Annotated in this window: 18 protein-coding genes; 8 read left to right on the top strand and 10 right to left on the bottom strand. The window is 63.4% G+C overall.

The genetic code is table 11. The annotated features are described in order from the left end of the window. Positions 1 to 325: 325 nt before the first annotated feature. The 7 genes from HT585_RS26760 to HT585_RS26730 all read left to right on the top strand — a co-directional run bounded on the left by HT585_RS26760 (position 326) and on the right by HT585_RS26730 (position 7,888). Entirely contained in the window at positions 326 to 1,429 is a 1,104-nt protein-coding gene (locus tag HT585_RS26760; RefSeq protein ID WP_176355839.1) for a LacI family DNA-binding transcriptional regulator, read from the top strand. After that, entirely contained in the window at positions 1,426 to 2,448 is a 1,023-nt protein-coding gene (locus HT585_RS26755; RefSeq protein ID WP_176355838.1) for an ABC transporter substrate-binding protein, read from the top strand. Before HT585_RS26760 ends, HT585_RS26755 begins: the two co-directional genes overlap by 4 nt. 107 nt (positions 2,449 to 2,555) lie before the next feature. Beyond that, entirely contained in the window at positions 2,556 to 3,383 is an 828-nt protein-coding gene (locus tag HT585_RS26750) for an ABC transporter permease (RefSeq protein ID WP_176355837.1), read from the top strand. Beyond that, entirely contained in the window at positions 3,380 to 4,159 is a 780-nt protein-coding gene (locus HT585_RS26745) for an ABC transporter permease (protein ID WP_176355836.1), read from the top strand. Before HT585_RS26750 ends, HT585_RS26745 begins: the two co-directional genes overlap by 4 nt. Then, complete coding sequence (locus tag HT585_RS26740; protein ID WP_176355835.1) at positions 4,152 to 5,180, top strand: ABC transporter ATP-binding protein; 1,029 nt, start codon at positions 4,152 to 4,154, stop codon at positions 5,178 to 5,180. Before HT585_RS26745 ends, HT585_RS26740 begins: the two co-directional genes overlap by 8 nt. 6 nt (positions 5,181 to 5,186) lie before the next feature. Then, entirely contained in the window at positions 5,187 to 6,110 is a 924-nt protein-coding gene (locus tag HT585_RS26735; RefSeq protein WP_176355834.1) for a nucleoside hydrolase, read from the top strand. Between the two features lie 17 nt (positions 6,111 to 6,127). Beyond that, entirely contained in the window at positions 6,128 to 7,888 is a 1,761-nt protein-coding gene (locus HT585_RS26730; protein ID WP_210270581.1) for an adenine deaminase, read from the top strand. Between the two features lie 259 nt (positions 7,889 to 8,147). Here the strand turns inward: HT585_RS26730 and HT585_RS26725 are convergent, their stop codons facing one another. Continuing rightward, positions 8,148 to 9,329 carry a M20 aminoacylase family protein gene (locus HT585_RS26725; protein ID WP_176355832.1) on the bottom strand — a complete coding sequence of 394 codons (1,182 nt, stop codon included), beginning with the start codon at positions 9,327 to 9,329 and terminating at the stop codon, positions 8,148 to 8,150. 193 nt (positions 9,330 to 9,522) lie between these two features. Between HT585_RS26725 and HT585_RS26720 the strand changes: the two genes are divergently transcribed. Next, entirely contained in the window at positions 9,523 to 10,203 is a 681-nt protein-coding gene (locus tag HT585_RS26720) for a phosphoribosyltransferase (protein ID WP_176355831.1), read from the top strand. A 28-nt stretch (positions 10,204 to 10,231) separates the two neighbouring features. On the opposite strand, the gene HT585_RS26715 is transcribed toward HT585_RS26720, so the two are convergent. From HT585_RS26715 to HT585_RS26675, 9 genes are all read right to left on the bottom strand, one after another. Next, on the bottom strand, positions 10,232 to 10,699 hold the full coding sequence (locus HT585_RS26715) for a DUF411 domain-containing protein (RefSeq protein WP_176355830.1): 468 nt from the start codon (positions 10,697 to 10,699) through the stop codon (positions 10,232 to 10,234). A gap of 89 nt (positions 10,700 to 10,788) precedes the next feature. Further along, positions 10,789 to 11,061 (bottom strand): copper-binding protein, encoded by a 273-nt coding sequence (locus HT585_RS26710; protein ID WP_176355829.1) that lies wholly within the window; start codon positions 11,059 to 11,061, stop codon positions 10,789 to 10,791. A gap of 26 nt (positions 11,062 to 11,087) precedes the next feature. Then, positions 11,088 to 11,573: a cupredoxin domain-containing protein gene (locus HT585_RS26705; RefSeq protein ID WP_176355828.1), complete on the bottom strand. Its 486-nt coding sequence runs from the start codon at positions 11,571 to 11,573 to the stop codon at positions 11,088 to 11,090. 38 nt (positions 11,574 to 11,611) lie between these two features. Beyond that, on the bottom strand, positions 11,612 to 12,961 hold the full coding sequence (locus HT585_RS26700; protein WP_176355827.1) for a multicopper oxidase family protein: 1,350 nt from the start codon (positions 12,959 to 12,961) through the stop codon (positions 11,612 to 11,614). A gap of 14 nt (positions 12,962 to 12,975) precedes the next feature. Further along, positions 12,976 to 14,409 carry a TolC family protein gene (locus HT585_RS26695; protein ID WP_176355826.1) on the bottom strand — a complete coding sequence of 478 codons (1,434 nt, stop codon included), beginning with the start codon at positions 14,407 to 14,409 and terminating at the stop codon, positions 12,976 to 12,978. Beyond that, positions 14,406 to 14,636, bottom strand: a complete 231-nt coding sequence (locus HT585_RS26690) for a hypothetical protein (protein WP_176355825.1) — start codon at positions 14,634 to 14,636, stop codon at positions 14,406 to 14,408. Before HT585_RS26690 ends, HT585_RS26695 begins: the two co-directional genes overlap by 4 nt. Before the next feature lie 98 nt (positions 14,637 to 14,734). Then, a complete protein-coding gene (locus HT585_RS26685) occupies positions 14,735 to 15,145 on the bottom strand; it encodes a hypothetical protein (RefSeq protein ID WP_176355824.1) in 411 nt (136 codons plus the stop codon). Between the two features lie 86 nt (positions 15,146 to 15,231). Next, positions 15,232 to 15,702 (bottom strand): Cu(I)-responsive transcriptional regulator, encoded by a 471-nt coding sequence (gene cueR, locus HT585_RS26680; protein WP_176355823.1) that lies wholly within the window; start codon positions 15,700 to 15,702, stop codon positions 15,232 to 15,234. 106 nt (positions 15,703 to 15,808) lie between these two features. After that, positions 15,809 to 18,331 (bottom strand): heavy metal translocating P-type ATPase, encoded by a 2,523-nt coding sequence (locus tag HT585_RS26675; RefSeq protein ID WP_176355822.1) that lies wholly within the window; start codon positions 18,329 to 18,331, stop codon positions 15,809 to 15,811. Positions 18,332 to 18,522 lie beyond the last annotated feature (191 nt).

The following is an 18,522-nucleotide window of genomic DNA, read 5'->3' as shown; positions in this document are numbered from 1 at the left end:
GTGAGGATATTCACTTGCGTGCTGCCATTGCTGACGTCGGTACGTCCGGTCGGCTGGGCATTCTTGCGGCCAACTGGGATCGAGGATCGCGCGCGAAGCGCCTCATGCCGATCCTGAGGCGAAACATATCTTCGCGCTCGGGTTCCGGGCGGAACGGTTCAATACCGACTGGTCGTGGCTGATCGGAAAGCGCCGAGACTGTCCACAGGTGACGCCAGCGAATGCGGCAAAAATCATCCTGAGCCGGCAAAAGGATTCGACAGTTACGGCATTCTGATATATCGCATGATTAATCGTTTAATCATCGATAGCGGAAACTACGGCCTTGGCGCGTTCCGGACCAAAACTGACGAGGATTGCCAGAACACTGGGCGTCTCCGCGGCGACGGTTTCCAACGCGCTTTCTGGCAAGGGCCGCGTCTCTGCGGAACTCGCCGAAAAGATACGAGTAACAGCCGCAGAGCTCGGTTATGTCCCGAGCCTTGCGGGCAGGGCGCTTCGAACCGGTCGCACCGCCGTCCTCGGCCTCGTACTCCCTGATATCGCCAATCCGCTCTTCCCGCAGATCGCACAGGCCATCGAGCTTGCCGCGTCTTCGGCCGGCTATGGCGTGCTGATCGCCGACTCCCGCGGCGACGTCGCCACCCAGACCAAGGCCATCGAGCGGCTGATCGATCGTGATGTCGACGGCATGGTCATCGTGCCCCGGCGCGGAACGCGCATCGCCGATGTCGGCTGTCCCGTCGCTGTCATCGATACCCCATCGACGCCGGGCAACACTGTTGCCGCCGATCATTGGGGCGGTGGCCGGCAGATCGCCGAGCACCTGAAGGCGCTCGGGCATCGGCGCGTACTTGTGATTGGCAACAACCCTGCCTCCAACGTGCAGAACGATCGTATCGGCGGCATTCGCTCGACCTTCGGCGATGGCGCATTCGTCGAGATCCTGTGGATCGAATCGCTTGAACGCGAAGAGGGCAAGGGCTGCCCGCTCGGCCTTGCCGCGAAGGTGGCCGAAGGCTTCACCGCCTTTGCCTGCGTCTCCGATCTGCATGCGCTGAGAGCCCTGACCGAATTGCAGCGCGCCGGCATCAACGTGCCGGAAAAGGCGAGCGTCACCGGCTTCGACGATCTCATCTGGTCGCCGGTGGTGACGCCGGCGCTGACCACGGCGCGCATGGACATGACCCGGATCGCGGCGATCGCCGTTGAAGCGCTGGTCAAGGCGATCGGCGAGCGGGATCCGGCCGATGCCGGCATCGGCGCGCCGGTGACCGCCGAAAACGCCGAAGTGCCGATGCAACTGGTCGTGCGGCAATCGAGTGCTGCGCCGCCCGCAACACAGTTTCAGCCTGCCCAGACGATCGCCAACGCCGGAGCCGCGGCCTCAGCCAGAAACACAGCCCCAGAAGGAGAACACCAGCCATGAAGAAGATCCTGCTCGCTTCCAGCGCGCTTTTGCTCGTCGGCGCCAATGCCGCTTCCGCTCAGGAAAAGACGCTGACCATTTCCGTCTACGGTTTCGCCCAGGACGCCTTCAAGGAACTGGTCTACACGCCCTTCGAAGCCAAGTGCGGCTGCAAGCTGGTGGTCGAGACCGGCAACAGCGTCGAGCGCCTGGCGAAGATGGAAGCCAACAAGGCTAGTCCCGTGGTCGACATGGCCGTCGTCTCCATGGCTGATGCGCTTTCGGCCTCGCGTGCCGGCCTGATCGAGAAGATCGACAACGCGAAGCTCACGAACTTCAACAAGCTCTACGACATCGCCAAGGATCCGAACGGCGACGGCATGAGCGTCGGCTATACCTTCTACGCAACCTCGATCGTCTATCGCTCCGACAAGATGGAAGTGAACTCCTGGGCAGACCTGCTCGATGAGAAGAACGCCAGCCATGTCGCCTTCCCGAACGTCACCACAAACCAGGGCCCGCCGGCGCTCTACATGGTCGGTGAGGCAATCGGCAAGAATACGCCGGACCTCAAGGAAGCTATCGCCGCCGTCGGCGCCAAGAAGGACGAGATCGTCACCTTCTACGTCAAGTCTTCGCAACTCGTGCAGCTGATGCAGCAGGAAGAAATCTGGGCCGCACCGATCGGCCGCTTCTCCTGGGAAGGCTTCACCAAGCTCGGCCTGCCGATCAAGTGGGCGACCCCGAAGGAAGGCCAGACCGGCGGCATGAACGTCATGGTCCTGACCAAGGGTGGCAAGAACCAGGACCTGGCGCTTGAATTCATGGACTTCTGGCTTTCGACCGAAATCCAGACGGCCCTTGCCGAAAAGCTGGTCGACAGCCCCTCCAACAAGGACGTGAAGGTCGCGCCGGAAATCGCCGAAAACCTCACCTATGGCGAGGAGACGGTGAAGAGCCTGAAGCTCATTCCGTCTGCAGTTGCCCTCGACAACCGCGAAGCCTGGCTTTCCGAGTGGAACGCCCAGGTCGGCCAGTAACACCACCTGGAGAAGCCCCCATCCGAAGGGTGGGGGCGGTTTCGCGGGCGATCCGGTGAACTGAGCCGACCCCGCAATGAATGAACGCGACGAAAGGAAGACGAAGGATGTTTCAGAACCGCGCCGAGGCATTGGCGCTCGCATTGCCGGCAGCGGTGTTTGCGGCGATCGTCTTTCTGGCGCCCGTCGTCATTCTGCTCTCCGAAGGCTTTCGCAGCGCCGACAGCTGGTCGCTCGCCGCCTATGTCGATTTCTTCACCGACCCGCTGAACCGCACCGTCTTCCTGCGCACGTTCCGGCTTGGCCTGATGGTGACCGCCGTCTCCGCCGTGATCGGCTATGCCGCGGCCTTTGCGATCGTCAATCTTTCGCCGCGCAGCAAGGGCCAGATGATCGGCCTCGTCGTGTTGCCGCTGATGATCTCGTCGGTCGCGCGCACCTATGCCTGGATCGTCATTCTCGGCCGCACCGGCATCGTCAACCAGGCGCTTCAGCTCATCGGCCTTTCGGATGAACCGATCCGCTTTCTTTTTACCGAAACGGCCGTGTTCATCGGCCTGTTGCAGCTGTTCCTGCCACTGATGATCCTGTCGCTGATCAGCGCGCTCGAGAACATGCCGAAGGACGCCATTCCCGCTGCGCGCGTGCTGGGTGCGAACTGGTTCCAGGTGTTCTGGAAGGTCATCCTGCCGCTGACCAAGGAAGGTCTGGTCATCGGTGGAACGCTGGTCTTCACCGGTTCGCTCACCGCCTACATCACGCCGGCAATCCTCGGCGGCTCCAAGGTGCTGATGCTCGAGACGTTGCTCTATCAGCGCGTCACCGTCGCCAATGATTTCGTCTCGGCCAGCGTCATCGCCTTCATCCTGATCGTCATGAGCTTTGCTGCCAATCTCCTTCTGAAACGGCTTGCCACCGCGAGGAACAAGCGATGACCCCCCGTATCTTTTCGCCCCTCGTCCTGCTTCTGGTCGTCGCCTTCCTGATCGGGCCGTTCTTCATCATTGTCGCGGCATCGCTTTCGGGTGGCGAGACGCTGGCCTTCCCGCCGCAGGGCTTCTCGCTGAAGTGGGTGGTCAAGGTCTTCACGGTCGAGAGCTTCCGCGAAAGTTTCGCCGTGTCGATGTTCCTTGCCATCGGCGGCACCGCGATGGCGCTGGTGCTCGGCATTCCCGCATCCTATGCGCTGTCGCGCTACAAGCTGCCGTTCGGCGAAACCATCCGCACGATCGTGTCCTTGCCGATCATCGTGCCGGGTATCATCGTCGGTCTGGCGCTGCTGCGCTACATCGTCGTGCCTTTCGGCTTCAACATCACGCTGGCGCTGTTCCTGGCGCATACGGCGCTGGTGCTGCCCTATGCGGTGCGCGTCGTTTCGGCCAGCCTCAACAACCTGCGCTCCGACATCGAGGAAGCGGCGGTGCTGCTTGGCTCCTCACGAGCCGGTGCCTTCTTCCGGGTGGTGATGCCGAATATCCGCAGCGGCATCCTGGCCGCCTTCATCCTCGGCTTCGTGACGAGCTTCAACCAGGTGCCGGTCTCGCTGTTCCTGTCCGGGCCGGGCGTGCGCACGCTGCCGATCGACATGCTCTCCTACATGGAGATCACCTATGACCCGTCGGTTGCGGCCTTGTCTGCGCTGCTCGCCTTCATGTCCATCGGCATCGTCTTCCTTGCCGAACGCTTCCTAGGATTTTCCCGCTATGTCTGACGCTTCCTTCCTCAGCCTCGAAAAACTCACGCTCGCCTATGGCGATACTGTCGCGGTGAAGGATCTCGACCTGTCGATCCGCAAGGGCGAACTGGTGGCGTTCCTCGGTCCGTCCGGCTGCGGCAAGACGACGACGATGCGCTCGATCGCCGGATTGCTGACGCCGGCGTCTGGCCGCATCAGTCTTGACGGCGTCGACATCACCCGGGTTTCCGCCAACAAGCGGTCGGTCGGGCTCGTCTTCCAGTCCTATGCGCTGTTTCCGCATCTCTCGGTGTTCGAAAACGTCGCCTTCGGCCTGCGCCTGAAGAAGATGCCGGTAAGTGATATCGAGACGCGCGTCACCGCTGGCCTGAAATCCGTAGGACTGTCGAAGTTCGCGACACGCAAGCCGGCCGAGCTTTCCGGCGGCCAGCAACAGCGCGTTGCCCTTGCCCGCTCGATGGTGATGGAGCCGAAGGTGCTGCTGCTCGACGAGCCGCTGTCGAACCTCGACGCGCGGCTTCGCTTGGAGATGCGCACAGAGCTGCAGCGCGTGCAGAAGGAAACCGGCGTGACGATGATCTTCGTCACCCATGATCAGGGCGAAGCGCTGTCGCTTGCAGACCGGATCGTGGTGATGCTGAACGGCGCGATCGAGCAGATCGGCACGCCGGAAGACATCTACAATCGCCCGGTTTCCCGCTTCGTTGCCGATTTCGTCGGCTTCGAGAACATCTTTGCGGTCGAAGGCGGCAAGCTCAAAGCCGCAAACGGCCCGATCGCTCTTTCCGAATCCCTGCCGCCTGACACGGCAGGGCTTGCGTGGCGTCCGCGCATGGTGACCCTTGGTTCAGGTCCTTTCCAAGGCACTGTGCGCGGAGCCTCTTTCTCCGGAAGCACCCGCGAATATCTGCTCGACACACCGCTCGGCGCCATCAAGGCCGAGGAGGATGCAGGCCTCGCCGCGCATCAGCCCGGCACCGAACTCAGCTTCGACCTGCCGGTCGCCAAGGCGGCACGGCTCGAGCGGTTCGGATAACCGGCCATGGGGATCTGGATCGATACCGACATGGGTTTTGACGACATCGCAGCGGTGCTCGTCGTTCTCCACGCCAACGAGGTGATTGACGGCGTCTCTCTCGTGTTCGGCAACACGCCGATGGAGCAGGTGAGGCGCAACGCCGCCAGTGCGGCGATGGCATTCGGCTGGACGTTTCCCATCCACGAAGGGCGCGCTTTGCCCGTGCTCGGCAAGCTCGAAACCGCGGAGCGGATTCTTGGCGAGACCGGCATGCCGACCGCAGGCCTGTCGTTACCGACGGCCCAGCCACTCCCGGCGAGCGATGCCTTTGTCGCCCTTAGCCGCTGGCTGGAGGAGGGCGACGAGCCACGCCGCATCCTGGCGCTTGGTCCGCTGACGAACCTTGCAGCCCTCTGCCTCGCGCGTCCGGATCTGGCGGCGAAGATCACCGACTTGACCTGGATGGGTGGTGGCGTCACCAGCGGCAACCACACGGCGTCGGCCGAATTCAACGCTTTCGCCGACCCGGAAGCACTCGCGATCGTGCTGGCGCACGACCTGCCGCTGCGCATGGTCGACCTCGACCTCTGCCGCAAGGTCTTCGCCTATCCCGATGATATCGCGCCCATTCGGGCCACCGGTGGCGTCAACGCTGCGCTGATCGCCGATCTCCTGTCCGGCTACGTCTCGATCGGCACAAGCCGCGGGCGTCCGGGCATGGCGATCTACGATCCTTCAGCCGCCGTCGCTTTCGTCAATCCTGGCGCGATTTCCTTCCGCAAGGCCCGCATCGATGCGGAACTTGCCGGCACACTCACGCGTGGGCGCACGGTGGTCGAGACCCGTGAAAGTCACGCTGCCTTCAACGCGGAATACGCAACCGACGTGCATGCGGAAACGGCCCGTGCGCAGATCCTTGGCGCCCTGATGAAGGAAGCCGCGAAGTGACGCGCCCGCAGGAGCCGATGGATCTGATGGATGCGACGTTGCGCGCGCGCGCCATCGCGGCCGCGCGGGGTTCTGAGGCATTCGACCTGCTGATCACCGGCGGCACCGTGGTCGACATGGTCACCGGCGAACGGCGCGCAGCAGACGTCGGCATCGTCGGTGCGCTGATTGCCAGCGTGCATGCGCCGGGTAGCCGCAGCGATGCCGCAGATATCGTCGATGCCTCCGGCGCCTATCTGTCGCCGGGACTGATCGACACCCATATGCATGTCGAAAGCTCGATGGTGACGCCCGCGACCTATGCCGACGCGGTGCTGCCGCGCGGCGTTACGACTGTTGTCTGGGATCCGCATGAGTTCGGCAATGTCAGCGGCATTGCCGGGGTGCGCTGGGCTGCCGATGCGATCGCAGACTTGCCGCTGCGCTGTGTGCTGCTCGCACCGTCGAGCGTGCCGTCGGCTCCTGGCCTTGAACTGACGGGTGCCGATTTCGACGCCGATGCCATCGCCACCATGCTCGCCTGGCCCGAGATCGGCGGCATCGCCGAGATGATGAACATGCGCGGCGTGATCGATGGCGATCCCCGCATGCACGCGATCGTGCAGGCGGGGCTTGCTGCTGCCAAGCCGGTCAACGGCCATGCGCGCGGCCTTGCCGGATCCGACCTGCAGGCATTCGTGACAGCAGGCGTCAGTTCGGATCATGAGCTGGTCTCTGCCGACGATCTCATGGCAAAGCTCCGTGCCGGGCTCACGATCGAACTGCGTGGCTCGCACGATCACCTGCTGCCGGAATTCGTCGAGGCGCTGAACACGCTCGGCCACCTGCCGCAGACCGTCACGCTTTGCACCGATGATGTCTTTCCAGACGATCTCGTCCGCTCAGGCGGATTGGACGACGTGGTGCGGCGGCTGGTGCGCTACGGGCTCAAACCCGAATGGGCCCTGCGCGCCGCAACGCTGAACGCCGCTCAGCGCCTAGGCCGTGCCGACCTCGGCCTCGTTGCGCCGGGACGGCGGGCGGATATCGCGATCTTCGACGACGTGCAGGCGTTTCGTACTCGGTCGGTCATTGCCGGCGGCAGGCAGGTAGCCTTGGGCGAACGAATGATCGAGGGCGCGCCGAAGGCAGACGTCCGGACCCTTGCCGGTACGATGAAGATCGAGCCGTTGCACGAGACCGATTTCGCCATCGCTTCGACGGGGTCGAAGGTTCGCATCGCCACCATCGACCGTCCGCGCTTTACTGAGTGGAGTGAGGTCGTGGCCGACGTCGAGGACGGCTACGTCGTTCCGCCGCAAGGCGCGGCGTTGATTGCTGTTGCCCACCGCCACGGCCGCGCCGACAGCAGGCCGCGTGTCGGGCTGCTCACCGGCTGGGGAGAATGGCGCGGGGCTTTCGCGACGACGGTGTCGCATGACAGCCACAACCTCACGGTCTTCGGCGGTAACGCCCACGACATGACGGTGGCGGCCAATGCCGTCATCGCTGCCGGCGGCGGCATGGCTGTGGCGTCGGCGGGCAAGGTCGATGCGATCCTGCCCTTGCCGCTGTGCGGCCTGGTCTCGGATGCGCCGCTGTCAGAGGTGTCAGCCGGCTTTGCGCGCTTGCGCGACGCTGTCGGGCGGATCGTCGAGTGGCAGCCGCCCTATCTCGTCTTCAAGGCGTGTTTCGGAGCGACGCTTGCCTGCAACGCAGGTCCGCACCAGACCGATCGCGGCATTGCCGATGTGGTGACGGGCAAGTTGCTCGAAAACCCGGTGCTCGAAGTCCTGTGAGGCATCACGCAGGGCTACGGTTGTCGCCCTGCCATGCACACAAGTGATCGCGACAATTCATCCGTTCGCCGCCTTGGCGAAATCCCGTGTGCCCAGTGCAAAAGTCCGACCATCGATGCAAGTGCTGACGCCCAAGGCGTCTTGGCGGCGCGACAGGCCGGCGCCTTTTTTGGCGTGCCCTTTTCCTGGAATCTTGCTCACGCAATCTGCTCAGAGCAACCACGCACGCGGAGACGTGCCGAGTGAAGGCGTTCGATGTTCAGCGATCCGCCGAGGCGCTCAATTCCTGTTCCACCAATGTCGTCCAGAAGGCGACACCGGGACCGATCGCGTCGTCGTTGAAGTCGTAGGCGGTGTTGTGGTGAAGCGCGCCGTCGACGGCGGGGCCGTTGCCGAGCCAGACGTAGCAGCCGGGCGCTTCGAGGCCAAAAAAGGCAAAATCGTCGCCGGCGGTTGAGGGCGGAAACTGCGTGCGCGTCTTTTCTCCGAAGACGGTGCGGGCGGCCGAAAGCGCCCGTTCGCTCGCATCTGTGTCATTGACGACAGGCGGGATGCGGCGTTCGAATTCGTAGTCGACCTTGATGCCGTACATTTCGGCCGTGCCGCGCGCCAGACGGCCGATCTCTTCTTCGAGCTGATCGCGGACGTGAGGCGTGTAGGCGCGGGCCGTGCCACCGATCTCGACCGTATCCGGAATGACGTTGAGCGCCTTCGGGTCGCCGGCGCGCACCGAGCAGGCGCTGACGACAGCCGGCTGCAGCGGGTCGACGACGCGACCGACGATCGATTGCAGCGAGGCGAGGAAGGTGCCGGCCGCCGTCACCGGATCGCGGCCGAGATGCGGCTTGGCGCCATGGGTGCCGACACCGCGGAAGGTCAACCGCCAGCTGTCGGAGGAGGCAAGCTGCGGCCCCGCCACCACGGCCATCTCGTCTGGATCGAGGCCGGGCATGTTGTGAAGGCCGTAGACGGCATCACAGGGGAAGAGCTGGAAGAGGCCGTCCTCGACCATGCGTCTGGCACCCCCACGGCCTTCCTCGGCAGGCTGGAAGATGAAGTGCACCGTGCCAGAAAAATTCCGTGTCTTGGCGAGATGGCGGGCGGCACCCAGCAGCATGGTCGTGTGACCGTCGTGGCCACAGGCATGCATCTTGCCGGCTTCCTTCGACTTGTACGGCCGGTCGGCCAGCTCCGGCATGGCGAGTGCGTCCATATCCGCCCGAAGGCCGATCGAGCGGGTGCCGTTGCCGATCTGCAGCGTGCCGACGACACCGGTTTTTCCAAGGCCGCGGTGGACTTTAATGCCGACTTCTTCAAGGAGTTTGGCGACCAGATCACTGGTGCGAACCTCCTCGAAGCCAAGTTCGGGGTGGGCGTGCAGATCACGACGGAATTCGGTGAGGAAGGGCAGGTCGTTGGAGATCCCATCTGGCACGCGCATTGTCTGGCAGTTCCTTGCATGTCTGTCGGAGCAGGGCCGTCGAATTCCCCAGATTTGCGTCGGCCGGGGCGCCCTTTCGGTTTGATCGAAGTGGTAAACGGTATAGACGAAAACCGCCGGAACCAGAACAGTGCGCCGGTGTTTTCATCGCCTTTCGTTCGAAGCCTTGTTGGCGCAGAATAGGACCGTATCGATGCAGCCGCATGAATTCTGGCAGGATGTGTTTCCGCCGAAAAGTTTCGATACTAGAAGCGGTTATCGGGATTTCTTCCCGGCAACACTCGACGACGGTCGTCAGATCCAGTTGCCGATCCGGCAGCTCTCCGATGGCAAGCATGCGCTGGCCTCGCTGATCATCAACCAGGCGAGCTTCGCCGTTGAGGAAGCCCTGGCAACGGAACTTGCTCTAAGGCTGGCGCCATTCAACCCGGACGTGATCGCCGGCCTGCCGACGCTGGGACTGACGCTCGCGAGCGCCGTGGCCCGCAAGCTCGGACATGCCCGTTACGTGCCGCTCGGAACGTCGCGCAAGTTTTGGTATGTCGACGATCTCTCCGTCCCACTGTCGTCCATCACCACCCCCGACCAGACGAAGCGGCTGTATGTCGATCCGCGCATGCTCCCGTTGCTCGAGGGCAAGCGCGTCGTGCTCGTCGATGACGTCATTTCCAGCGGCACGTCGATCGTGGCCGGACTGACCCTGATGCAGACCTGCGGCGTGGAGCCGGTCGCGATCGGTGCCGCCATGCTGCAGACCGAGCGTTGGCGACAGCCACTGGCCGACCTCGCGCCGCATTGGCCGGACCGCGTCGTCGGTGTGTTCCGCACGCCGTTGCTGACCAAAGAGGCAGACGGCGCGTGGCGCGCCGCCTGACGGTCCAATCTGCCCAGTCAAGCCGGCGCTATTGCGCCGGTCGCACCTTGTAATAGACGGTTGCCGCCGCGCCCGAGGTCTTTGCGATGGTGTAGACGTCATAGGACGCCTTGGGGTCGTCGCCCATTCCGAGCGAGCCTGCGGGCATGCCCGGCACGGCGATGCCTGCAACATCCGGCTTTTCGGAGACCAGCTTCTGCACGGCCTCAAGCGGTACATGCCCTTCGACGACGTAACCGTCGATGACGGCGGTATGGCAACCTTCCATTTCGGCGGGCACGGCGAACCGGGTCTTGATCGGCGTCATGTCGGCTTCGTCGCGGATGTCGACCTTGAAGCCGGCTGCCTCCATCGCTTCTGCCCATTGTTCGCAGCAGCCGCATTGCGGATCCTTGTAGACCGTCATCGGGCCCGCCGCGATCGCCACACCGGCCGTCAGCATTGACATGCTCGTGATCGTGCCGGCAATGAAATGTCTACTTTTGAGGTTCAACATCGAACGCTCCTTTCCTGTCTGTTTTGCCTGGTCGCCCAAGGCCCGGACATTCCTTATACCGGGCCTTATACCGGGCCTTGAGCGTTGGATTACTTGATCTCGATCACTGTCAGCTTGCCATCGACCCGGTCGGCGACGAATTCGATCGCCGCACCTTCCTTGAGTTTGGCCAGGATAGCCTCGTCCTTGACGCGGAACACCATGGTCATGGCGGGCATATCCAGGTTTTTCAGGTCCTCATGGGCGATCGTCACCTTCTTGGCGGAGGCATCAAGCTTCTTGACGGTTCCCTTGGTGAACTCGGCTGCCTGAGCGGAAGCGGCGAGGGTCAGAGCCGCAAACAATGTGATGAGCGTTTTCATAATGGCATCCTTTCAATCGGTTACAGTCACTTCTTCACGACTTCGAGCGGCCCATGCATGCCGGCGTCATAGTGGCCGGGGACCAGGCAGGCGAACTCGAACGTGCCGGTGTTGGTAAAGGTCCAGACGATCTCGCCTGATTTGCCCGGCTCGAGGCGAATGGCGTTTGCGTCAGCGTGTTCCATGTCCGGGAACTTCTCCATCGCCGCCTTGTGCTCCTGGATCTGCGCCTTGTCGTCGAGCACGAATTCATGTTCGAGCTCGCCGACATTCTTGAGGGCGAAGCGCACGGTCTGCCCCTGGCGGACCTTGATGCTTGCCGGCGTGAAGATCATCTTGCCGTCGTCGGTTTCCTTCATCGTCACGCGCACGGTCTGAGTCGCCTTCTTGGCCTCGCCGGGTTCTCCGATCGACATGGACTGATGAACGCCTGCGTGCGAGCCGCTTGCCAGCATCGGCGAGGCGAGCGAGGAAGCGGCGAGGAACGCCAGCGCGAAAAGTGTCGTCTTCATCTTGATTTCCTTGATTGCGTTGGAAGAGGTCATTGCGGTCAGCCTTTTCTTGCGGAAGGTGGCGTGATCACGGTCTTGGCATCGGTGGCCCGGGTGGTTTCCGGCAACGCGCCGGACCATTCCCATGCCTGCGTTCCCGGCGGGTTCTCGTACCAGCCGGGGTCGCTGTAATCCCCGGCGGAGATGCCTTCGCGGACCTTCACCACCGAGAACATGCCGCCCATCTCCAACGCCCCGTGCGGACCCCAGCCGGTCATCATCGGGATCGTGTTGTCGGGAAGCGGCATTTCCATTTCGCCCATGTCGGCCATGCCGGCCGTGCCCATGGGCATGTAGTCGGGCTTGATCTTGCGGATCTTGGCCGCGACTTCGGTCTTGTCGGCGCCGATGAAGGTCGGGACATCGTGGCCCATCGCATTCATCGTGTGGTGCGATTTGTGGCAATGGATCGCCCAGTCGCCTTCATACTTGGCGTCGAACTCGTAGGCGCGCATGGCGCCGACGGGAATGTCGATCGAGACCTCCGGCCATCTTGCCTCCGGGCGAACCCAGCCGCCATCGGTGCAGGTCACCTCGAAATCGTAGCCGTGCATGTGGACCGGATGGTTGGTCATCGTCAGGTTGCCGACGCGCACCCGCACCCGGTCGTTCTTGGCAACGACCAGCGGATCGATGTCCGGGAAAATGCGGCTGTTCCAGCACCACATGTTGAAGTCCGTCATCTCCATGATGCGCGGAACATAGGTGCCGGGATCGATGTCATAGGCGTTGAGCAGGAAGACGAAGTCGCGGTCGACCCGCATGAAGGCCGGGTCCTTCGGATGGATGACGAAGAAACCCATCATGCCCATGGCCATCTGGACCATCTCGTCGGCATGCGGGTGATACATGAAGGTCCCCGATTTCACGAGATCGAACTCATAGACGAACGTTTTGCCCACCGGGATATGCGGTTGCGACAGCCCGCCGACGCCATCCATGCCGGACGGCAGGATCATGCCGTGCCAATGGATCGTCGTGTGCTCAGGCAGCTTGTTGGTGACGAAGATGCGCACGCGGTCGCCTTCGACCGCCTCGATCGTTGGTCCGGGGGACTGGCCGTTATAGCCCCAGAGATAGGCGGTCATGCCGTCGGCCATCTCGCGCTCCACCGGTTCGGCGACGAGGTGGAATTCCTTGACGCCATTGTTCATCCGGTGCGGCAGCGTCCAGCCGTTGAGCGTAACGACCGGGTTGTAGTCCGGCCCGCTCGTCGGCACGAGCGGCTTTTGCGTGGCGGCATTGTTCATGCCCTCCGCTTCCGGTAGGCCGGAGTTGGATGTCTGTGCCCAGGCGGTGGTTGAAACAAGTGCGGCGCCCGCACCGAGGATTTGTCGTCTGTTGAACATGGTCATCGTCCTTCTCAATCCGCGCCCGCTGCTGCCGCTGCGCCTGCTTCACCGCCTCCATGGATCGCCGTCATCAGATCGGCGTCCGCGAGCCAGAAATCGCGCTTGGCATTGATGGTCAGGATCACGGAATCCACCTTGGACCTGTTGTCGGCGAGCAGCTCGAAGGTGCTGGTGATCATGCCGTTGTAGCTGAGGGTGGCTTCCTCCTCGATCTTCGTGCGCAATGGCACGACGGTGTTGCGGTAGTGGCGGGCGATGTCGTAGCGCGACCGATAGGCCTGGTAGGCCGAGCGGGCTTCCGAGCGGATGTTGACGGCCTTTTCGGCAAGCAGGTTGGCGGCGCGCATATGCGCCAGCTCCGCCTTGCGCAGGCTTGCCTGGCCGGTATCGAAGATGGGGATGGAGAACTCCAACTCCGCCTGGCCTGTCGTCTCGAACTTGGTGCCGCCGTCTTCGCGTTCGCGCTCGGTTTCCGCACCGGCAACCAGCGTGAGATCGCTGACGAAGCGTGTCGCCTCGGTCAGCCGATAGGACTTTGCCACGGCCTCGAGATCGAGGCGTGCCATCTGCAGGTCGACACGGCGCTTGAGTGCCTCGGCCTCGATGCTATCGAGGCGGGAAAGCGCCTTCGGCAGGTCAGGCAACCGGTTCGGGACCCGGTATTCGGCATTTGCCCCCCAGAGCCCCATTTTCCGGGTGAGGTTTTCCTTGGCAAGGCGTGCCGCGAGGCGGGCCTCCGCCACCTGGCCGGCGAGTTCGGCATTGAACACATGCTCGCGGGCCTGATCTGCCTTGCCCATGGCTCCGGTTTCGCCGAGCTTGGCGGCGAGTTCCGAGGCCGCGTCGGCGGCGGCCTGTGCTCGGTTGAGCTGTGTCACCGTTTCCCAGGCCGAGACCGTCTCGACCCAGGCACGGCGGGTTTCGCCGGCAAGCGCAAGCGTCTGTAACGCGGCGGCAAGCTGAGCCTGGCGGAAGCGGGCGTCGGCAACGGCGATGGTTTTTTCCCGCGTGATCAGCGCCAGGATATTGGTGGTGATCAACCCTTCGATGGCACGATAGGCCTGAAGCTCCGGCGCGCCGATCCCGCTTGTGCCGATCGAGATCGTCGGGTTGAGCAGCATCGTTGCCTGCCAGGCGTCCGCCGACGCGTCGCCGAGATCGGCATAGGCGGCCTGCAGGCCCTTGTTGTTGAGCAGCGCGACCTGCACGGCGGTATCGGCATCGACCGATTTGCGCGCCAGCAGCGCCTTCACCTGTGCCTCAGCCTTTTCGGCCTGTTGCCGGTTCTGGATCCAGACGCTTCGCTTGGCCGTGCCGGCGCCGACCTTGGCCTCGACGGCCGTGAAGCCGGCATCCCCAGCCGAATACTCCGTGTTCGTCGCACAGCCGGCAAGGACCAGCGGCAGGCCGATGATCGCGGCGAGCTTGAACTTCTGTATGGTCATGATGCGTCTCCCTTGCCGGGAGATTGGGCGTCGTTGAGCGGCACCCAGCGTTTTGGGCCGACCGGCTCACGGTGGACGTAGCCGGCGACAGGGCTTCGATAGGTCTGGCCGTCAGCGCCAGTGGAACTTTCAGCGGGATCGGCGAGGCTTGTTACCTCGGCAGGCATTGTGGTTGCGCATCCGCCCAGAAGGATGGGCAGGAGCGCCATGGGAAACAGACGTTTCATGGTTCAACCTGAAATGTGAAGGATGGACGACGGCGTCCGACCGGCGATGCCGGGCAGGCCAAGACCTTGACCGCAGACGCGGTCAGCTGTTCACGAAATCAGGCTCTTGGAGGGCGGTGCAGGCCGGCGCGTTCGCCAGGGCTCAGCTGCGACTGCAGGCCAACGTTCAACGTGGAGCGCGGTAGACCGAAGCGTACCTCGCCGGCGTCGGCAAGAACGGCAACGGAGGCGCAGAAGGTCTTGCAGCAATCCTTCTTGTCGGACTTGCCGCTGTCGCCGATCGGTTTTGTCTTGTTTGTGTCGGCACTCGGGCAGTGTTCGCTCAGCGCCGAAGCACTGTTGTCGACCGAGGCATCGGTCTGTGTCACCATGTGCATCTGCATTGCGGCGTGCGAGGCGACATGGGTCATGCCGGCAGCCGTGGAAAAGGGCAACACCGCCAGCGACAGCATCGTCACCAGCTTGAGCATCGTCAGCAGACGCTGATACGCATGTCGTGCCTTTTCCATCATCAATCCGTAGAAACGCTCTCGATTCCTGTCAATGCTGCCGACTGGGCTTCGGCTCACGAATGCGTGAGCCTTTGCCCAAGTTTTCAGGCCCGTCGGCGGTTGCGGACGGGCTCGATGCCGGCCGGGCCAAAGCGGGCAGGCTCTGGAGCCTTGCCGGGTTCAGCTGCCATGGCGGCGAGATCATCAAGGATCGGGCAATCCGGCCTGCCGTCACCGTGGCAGTTGGCGGCCAGATGCTTGAGTGTCCGGCTCATGGCCTTCAGCTCCTCGGCCTTTCGCTCAAGGATTTCCACGTGTTCGAGCGCGATCTTCTTTACCTCACTGCTGGCGCGCGAACGGTCGCGCCACAGCGTCAAGAGGTCGGCCATCTGCTCGACCGTGAAGCCGAGATCGCGGGAGCGGCGGATGAAACGCAGGGTGTGGACGTCGTTGTCGCCGTAGTTGCGATAGCCAGCCTCGCTGCGATCAGCGGGCGGAATGAGGCCGATCGTTTCGTAATAGCGGATCATCTTCGTCGAAACGCCGGAAGCGCGTGCAACTTCGCCGATGTTCATGACTTCACCTTTCGAGCGGTGCGCGGAGCGCGGGTATTCAGGTCGAATATAGGAAGTCTCCCCGGCGGACGCCATGCGGGCGAACCCGCCGGAAAGACGTGAGCTGTTATCGAGCGCCCGGCGTTTGCGCGACAACGCCGCGGAAACGCCGCAGCCGGAGCGCATTGCCGAGCACGAAGACGCTCGACAGCGCCATCGCGCCGGCGGCGAAGATCGGCGACAGCAGCAAACCATAGGCCGGATAGAGCGCACCGGCTGCAACCGGGATCAGGACCGCGTTATAGGCGAAGGCCCAGAACAGGTTTTCCTTGATGTTGCGGATTGTTGCCTTCGACAGGGCGATCGCGTTCGGCACGCCCAGGAGATCGCCGGACATCAGCACCACATCTGCGCTTTCGATCGCGACATCCGTGCCGGTCCCGATCGCCAGCCCGACATCGGCTTCGGCAAGGGCCGGCGCATCGTTGATACCATCGCCGACGAAGGCGACGGCACGGCCGTCAGCCTTCAGGCGCTTCAGCGCGGCAACCTTGCCGTCGGGCAGCACCTCGGCGATGACTTCGTCGATGCCGAGCTTGGCGGCGATCGCTTCGGCCGTGCGACGGTTGTCTCCGGTGATCATCGCCACCTTGAGGCCGAGATCGTGCAGCATGCGGATTGCCTGCGGTGTCGTTTCCTTGATCGGATCGGCAACGGCGATGATGGCGGCAAGCTTGCCGTCGATCGCGGCATAGAGCGGGCTCTTGCCTTCCGAGCCGAGGCGAGCCGCCTGGTCGGCAAACGCCGAGACATCAAGGTTGAGCTTGGTCATCAGCCGGTCGGCGCCGACATGGACGCTCCGACCATTGACGGAGGCGCTGGCGCCGAAACCCGGGACAGCTTCGAAGTCTGCCGGGGCGGCAATGGTGAGGCCTTCCTTCTTGGCAGCCTCGACGATTGCCTCGGCGATCGGATGTTCCGACCGGGTCTCGACAGCGGCGACCAGTGTGAGCACGTCATCGCGTTCAAATCCGGCGGCAGTATCAAGATCGGTCAGCTCCGGACGGCCCTTGGTAAGCGTGCCCGTCTTGTCGACGGCGATGATCTCGGCGTTGCGCAATGTCTGCAGTGCTTCGCCCTTGCGGAACAGGACACCCATTTCAGCGGCCCGGCCGGTGCCGACCATGATCGAGGTCGGGGTCGCCAGGCCCATGGCGCAGGGGCAGGCGATGATCAGCACGGCGACGCCATTGACGAGCGCAAAGCTCAGCGCCGGATCCGGGCCGAAGATCAGCCAGATCGCGAAGGTGATCGCGGCAATCGCGATGACGGCGGGAACGAACCAGGCTGTGACCTTGTCGACCAGCGACTGGATCGGCAGCTTGGCGCCCTGCGCCTGCTCGACCATGCGGATGATCTGCGCAAGCACCGTGTCGGCGCCGACCTTGGTGGCGCGGAAGGTGAAGGACCCCGTCTTGTTGATCGTGCCGCCGACGACATCGGCACCGGCGAACTTTTCAACGGGAACCGGCTCGCCGGTGATCATCGATTCGTCGACGTAGGAACTGCCGTCGATAACGGTGCCATCGACCGGTACCCGGTCGCCGGGACGCACCATAACGGTGTCGCCGGAATGGACGTCGGCAAGCGGTATCTCCATCGTCTCGCCGTCGCGTAAGACGCGCGCCGTCTTTGCCTGCAGGCCCATCAGATGCTTGATCGCCTCGGACGTGCGGCCCTTGGCACGGGCTTCCAGCACCCGGCCGAGCAGGATCAGCGTCACGATGACGGCCGCGGCCTCATAATAGACGTTGGCGGTGCCCTCGGGCAGAAGTCCGGAGGCGAAGGTCGCGACAACAGAATAGCCCCAGGCGGCGGCCGTGCCGATGGCGACGAGCGAGTTCATGTCGGGCGCGAGGCGCAGCAGAGCCGGTATGCCCTTCTGGTAGAAGCGCAAACCCGGGCCGAAGAGCACCAGCGTCGTCAGCACGAACTGCAGGTACCAGCTCTCCTGCATGCCGATATTGTTCATGACGAAGTCGTGCACGGCTGGGATGAAGTGCGAGCCCATCTCAAGGACGAAGATCGGCAGCGTCAAGGCTGCGGCAACCAGCAACGAGCGGCTGAGGCGCCGGCCTTCGCGCTCGCGCTTTTCGGCTTCCTCGTCGGTGTTCTCATCGCCGGTGATGCGCTTGGCGTCGTAACCGGCGGCGCGCACGGCCTCTTCGAGGCTGGCGACCGTTGCAATGCCCTTGGTCAGGCGTACGGAGGCGCGCTCGGTTGCGAGATTGACGTTGGCCTGCGTAACACCGGGCACCGCCTTCAGCGCCTTCTCGATGCGGGCGACGCAGGAGGCGCAAGTCATGCCTTCGATTGCCAGCTCGATCGATTCTTCAGCTGCGGCATAGCCGCTGTTTTCGATCGCCTTGACGATGTCGACGGTCTTGGTCGTTCCATCGAATCGGACGTCTGCCCGCTCGGTCGCAAGGTTGACGGAAGCGGAGGTGACGCCTGGGACCGCGCGGATAGCCTTTTCGACGCGCGCGACGCAGGACGCGCACGTCATGCCTTCGACCGGTATGCTCGCCGTCAGCGCAGCGCCGGGAATTGCGGTCGCGTTCTTCGTTTCGATGGTGGTCACAGATCCCATGATCGTGCTCCTTTATCCTGTTCTTTTATCGGAAGGTGGGGCTTCCAACGATGGGAAGGTCAAGGGCGGTTCGAAACATTTCTTCTGATAATGCGCGCCACGATCGTCTGCCTCGGTCCGGCGCCGTTAAACGAAAAACGCCCCGGCACAAGGCCGAGGCGTCAACCGGTGGCTGGAGGCACCGCTAAGCT

The sequence above is a fragment of the Ensifer oleiphilus genome (assembly GCF_013371465.1).
In the GTDB taxonomy this organism is placed as follows: Bacteria; Pseudomonadota; Alphaproteobacteria; order Rhizobiales; family Rhizobiaceae; genus Ensifer; species Ensifer oleiphilus.
Note: the sequence above shows the minus strand (reverse complement) of the source record. Positions and strands in the feature narration are given on the sequence as shown.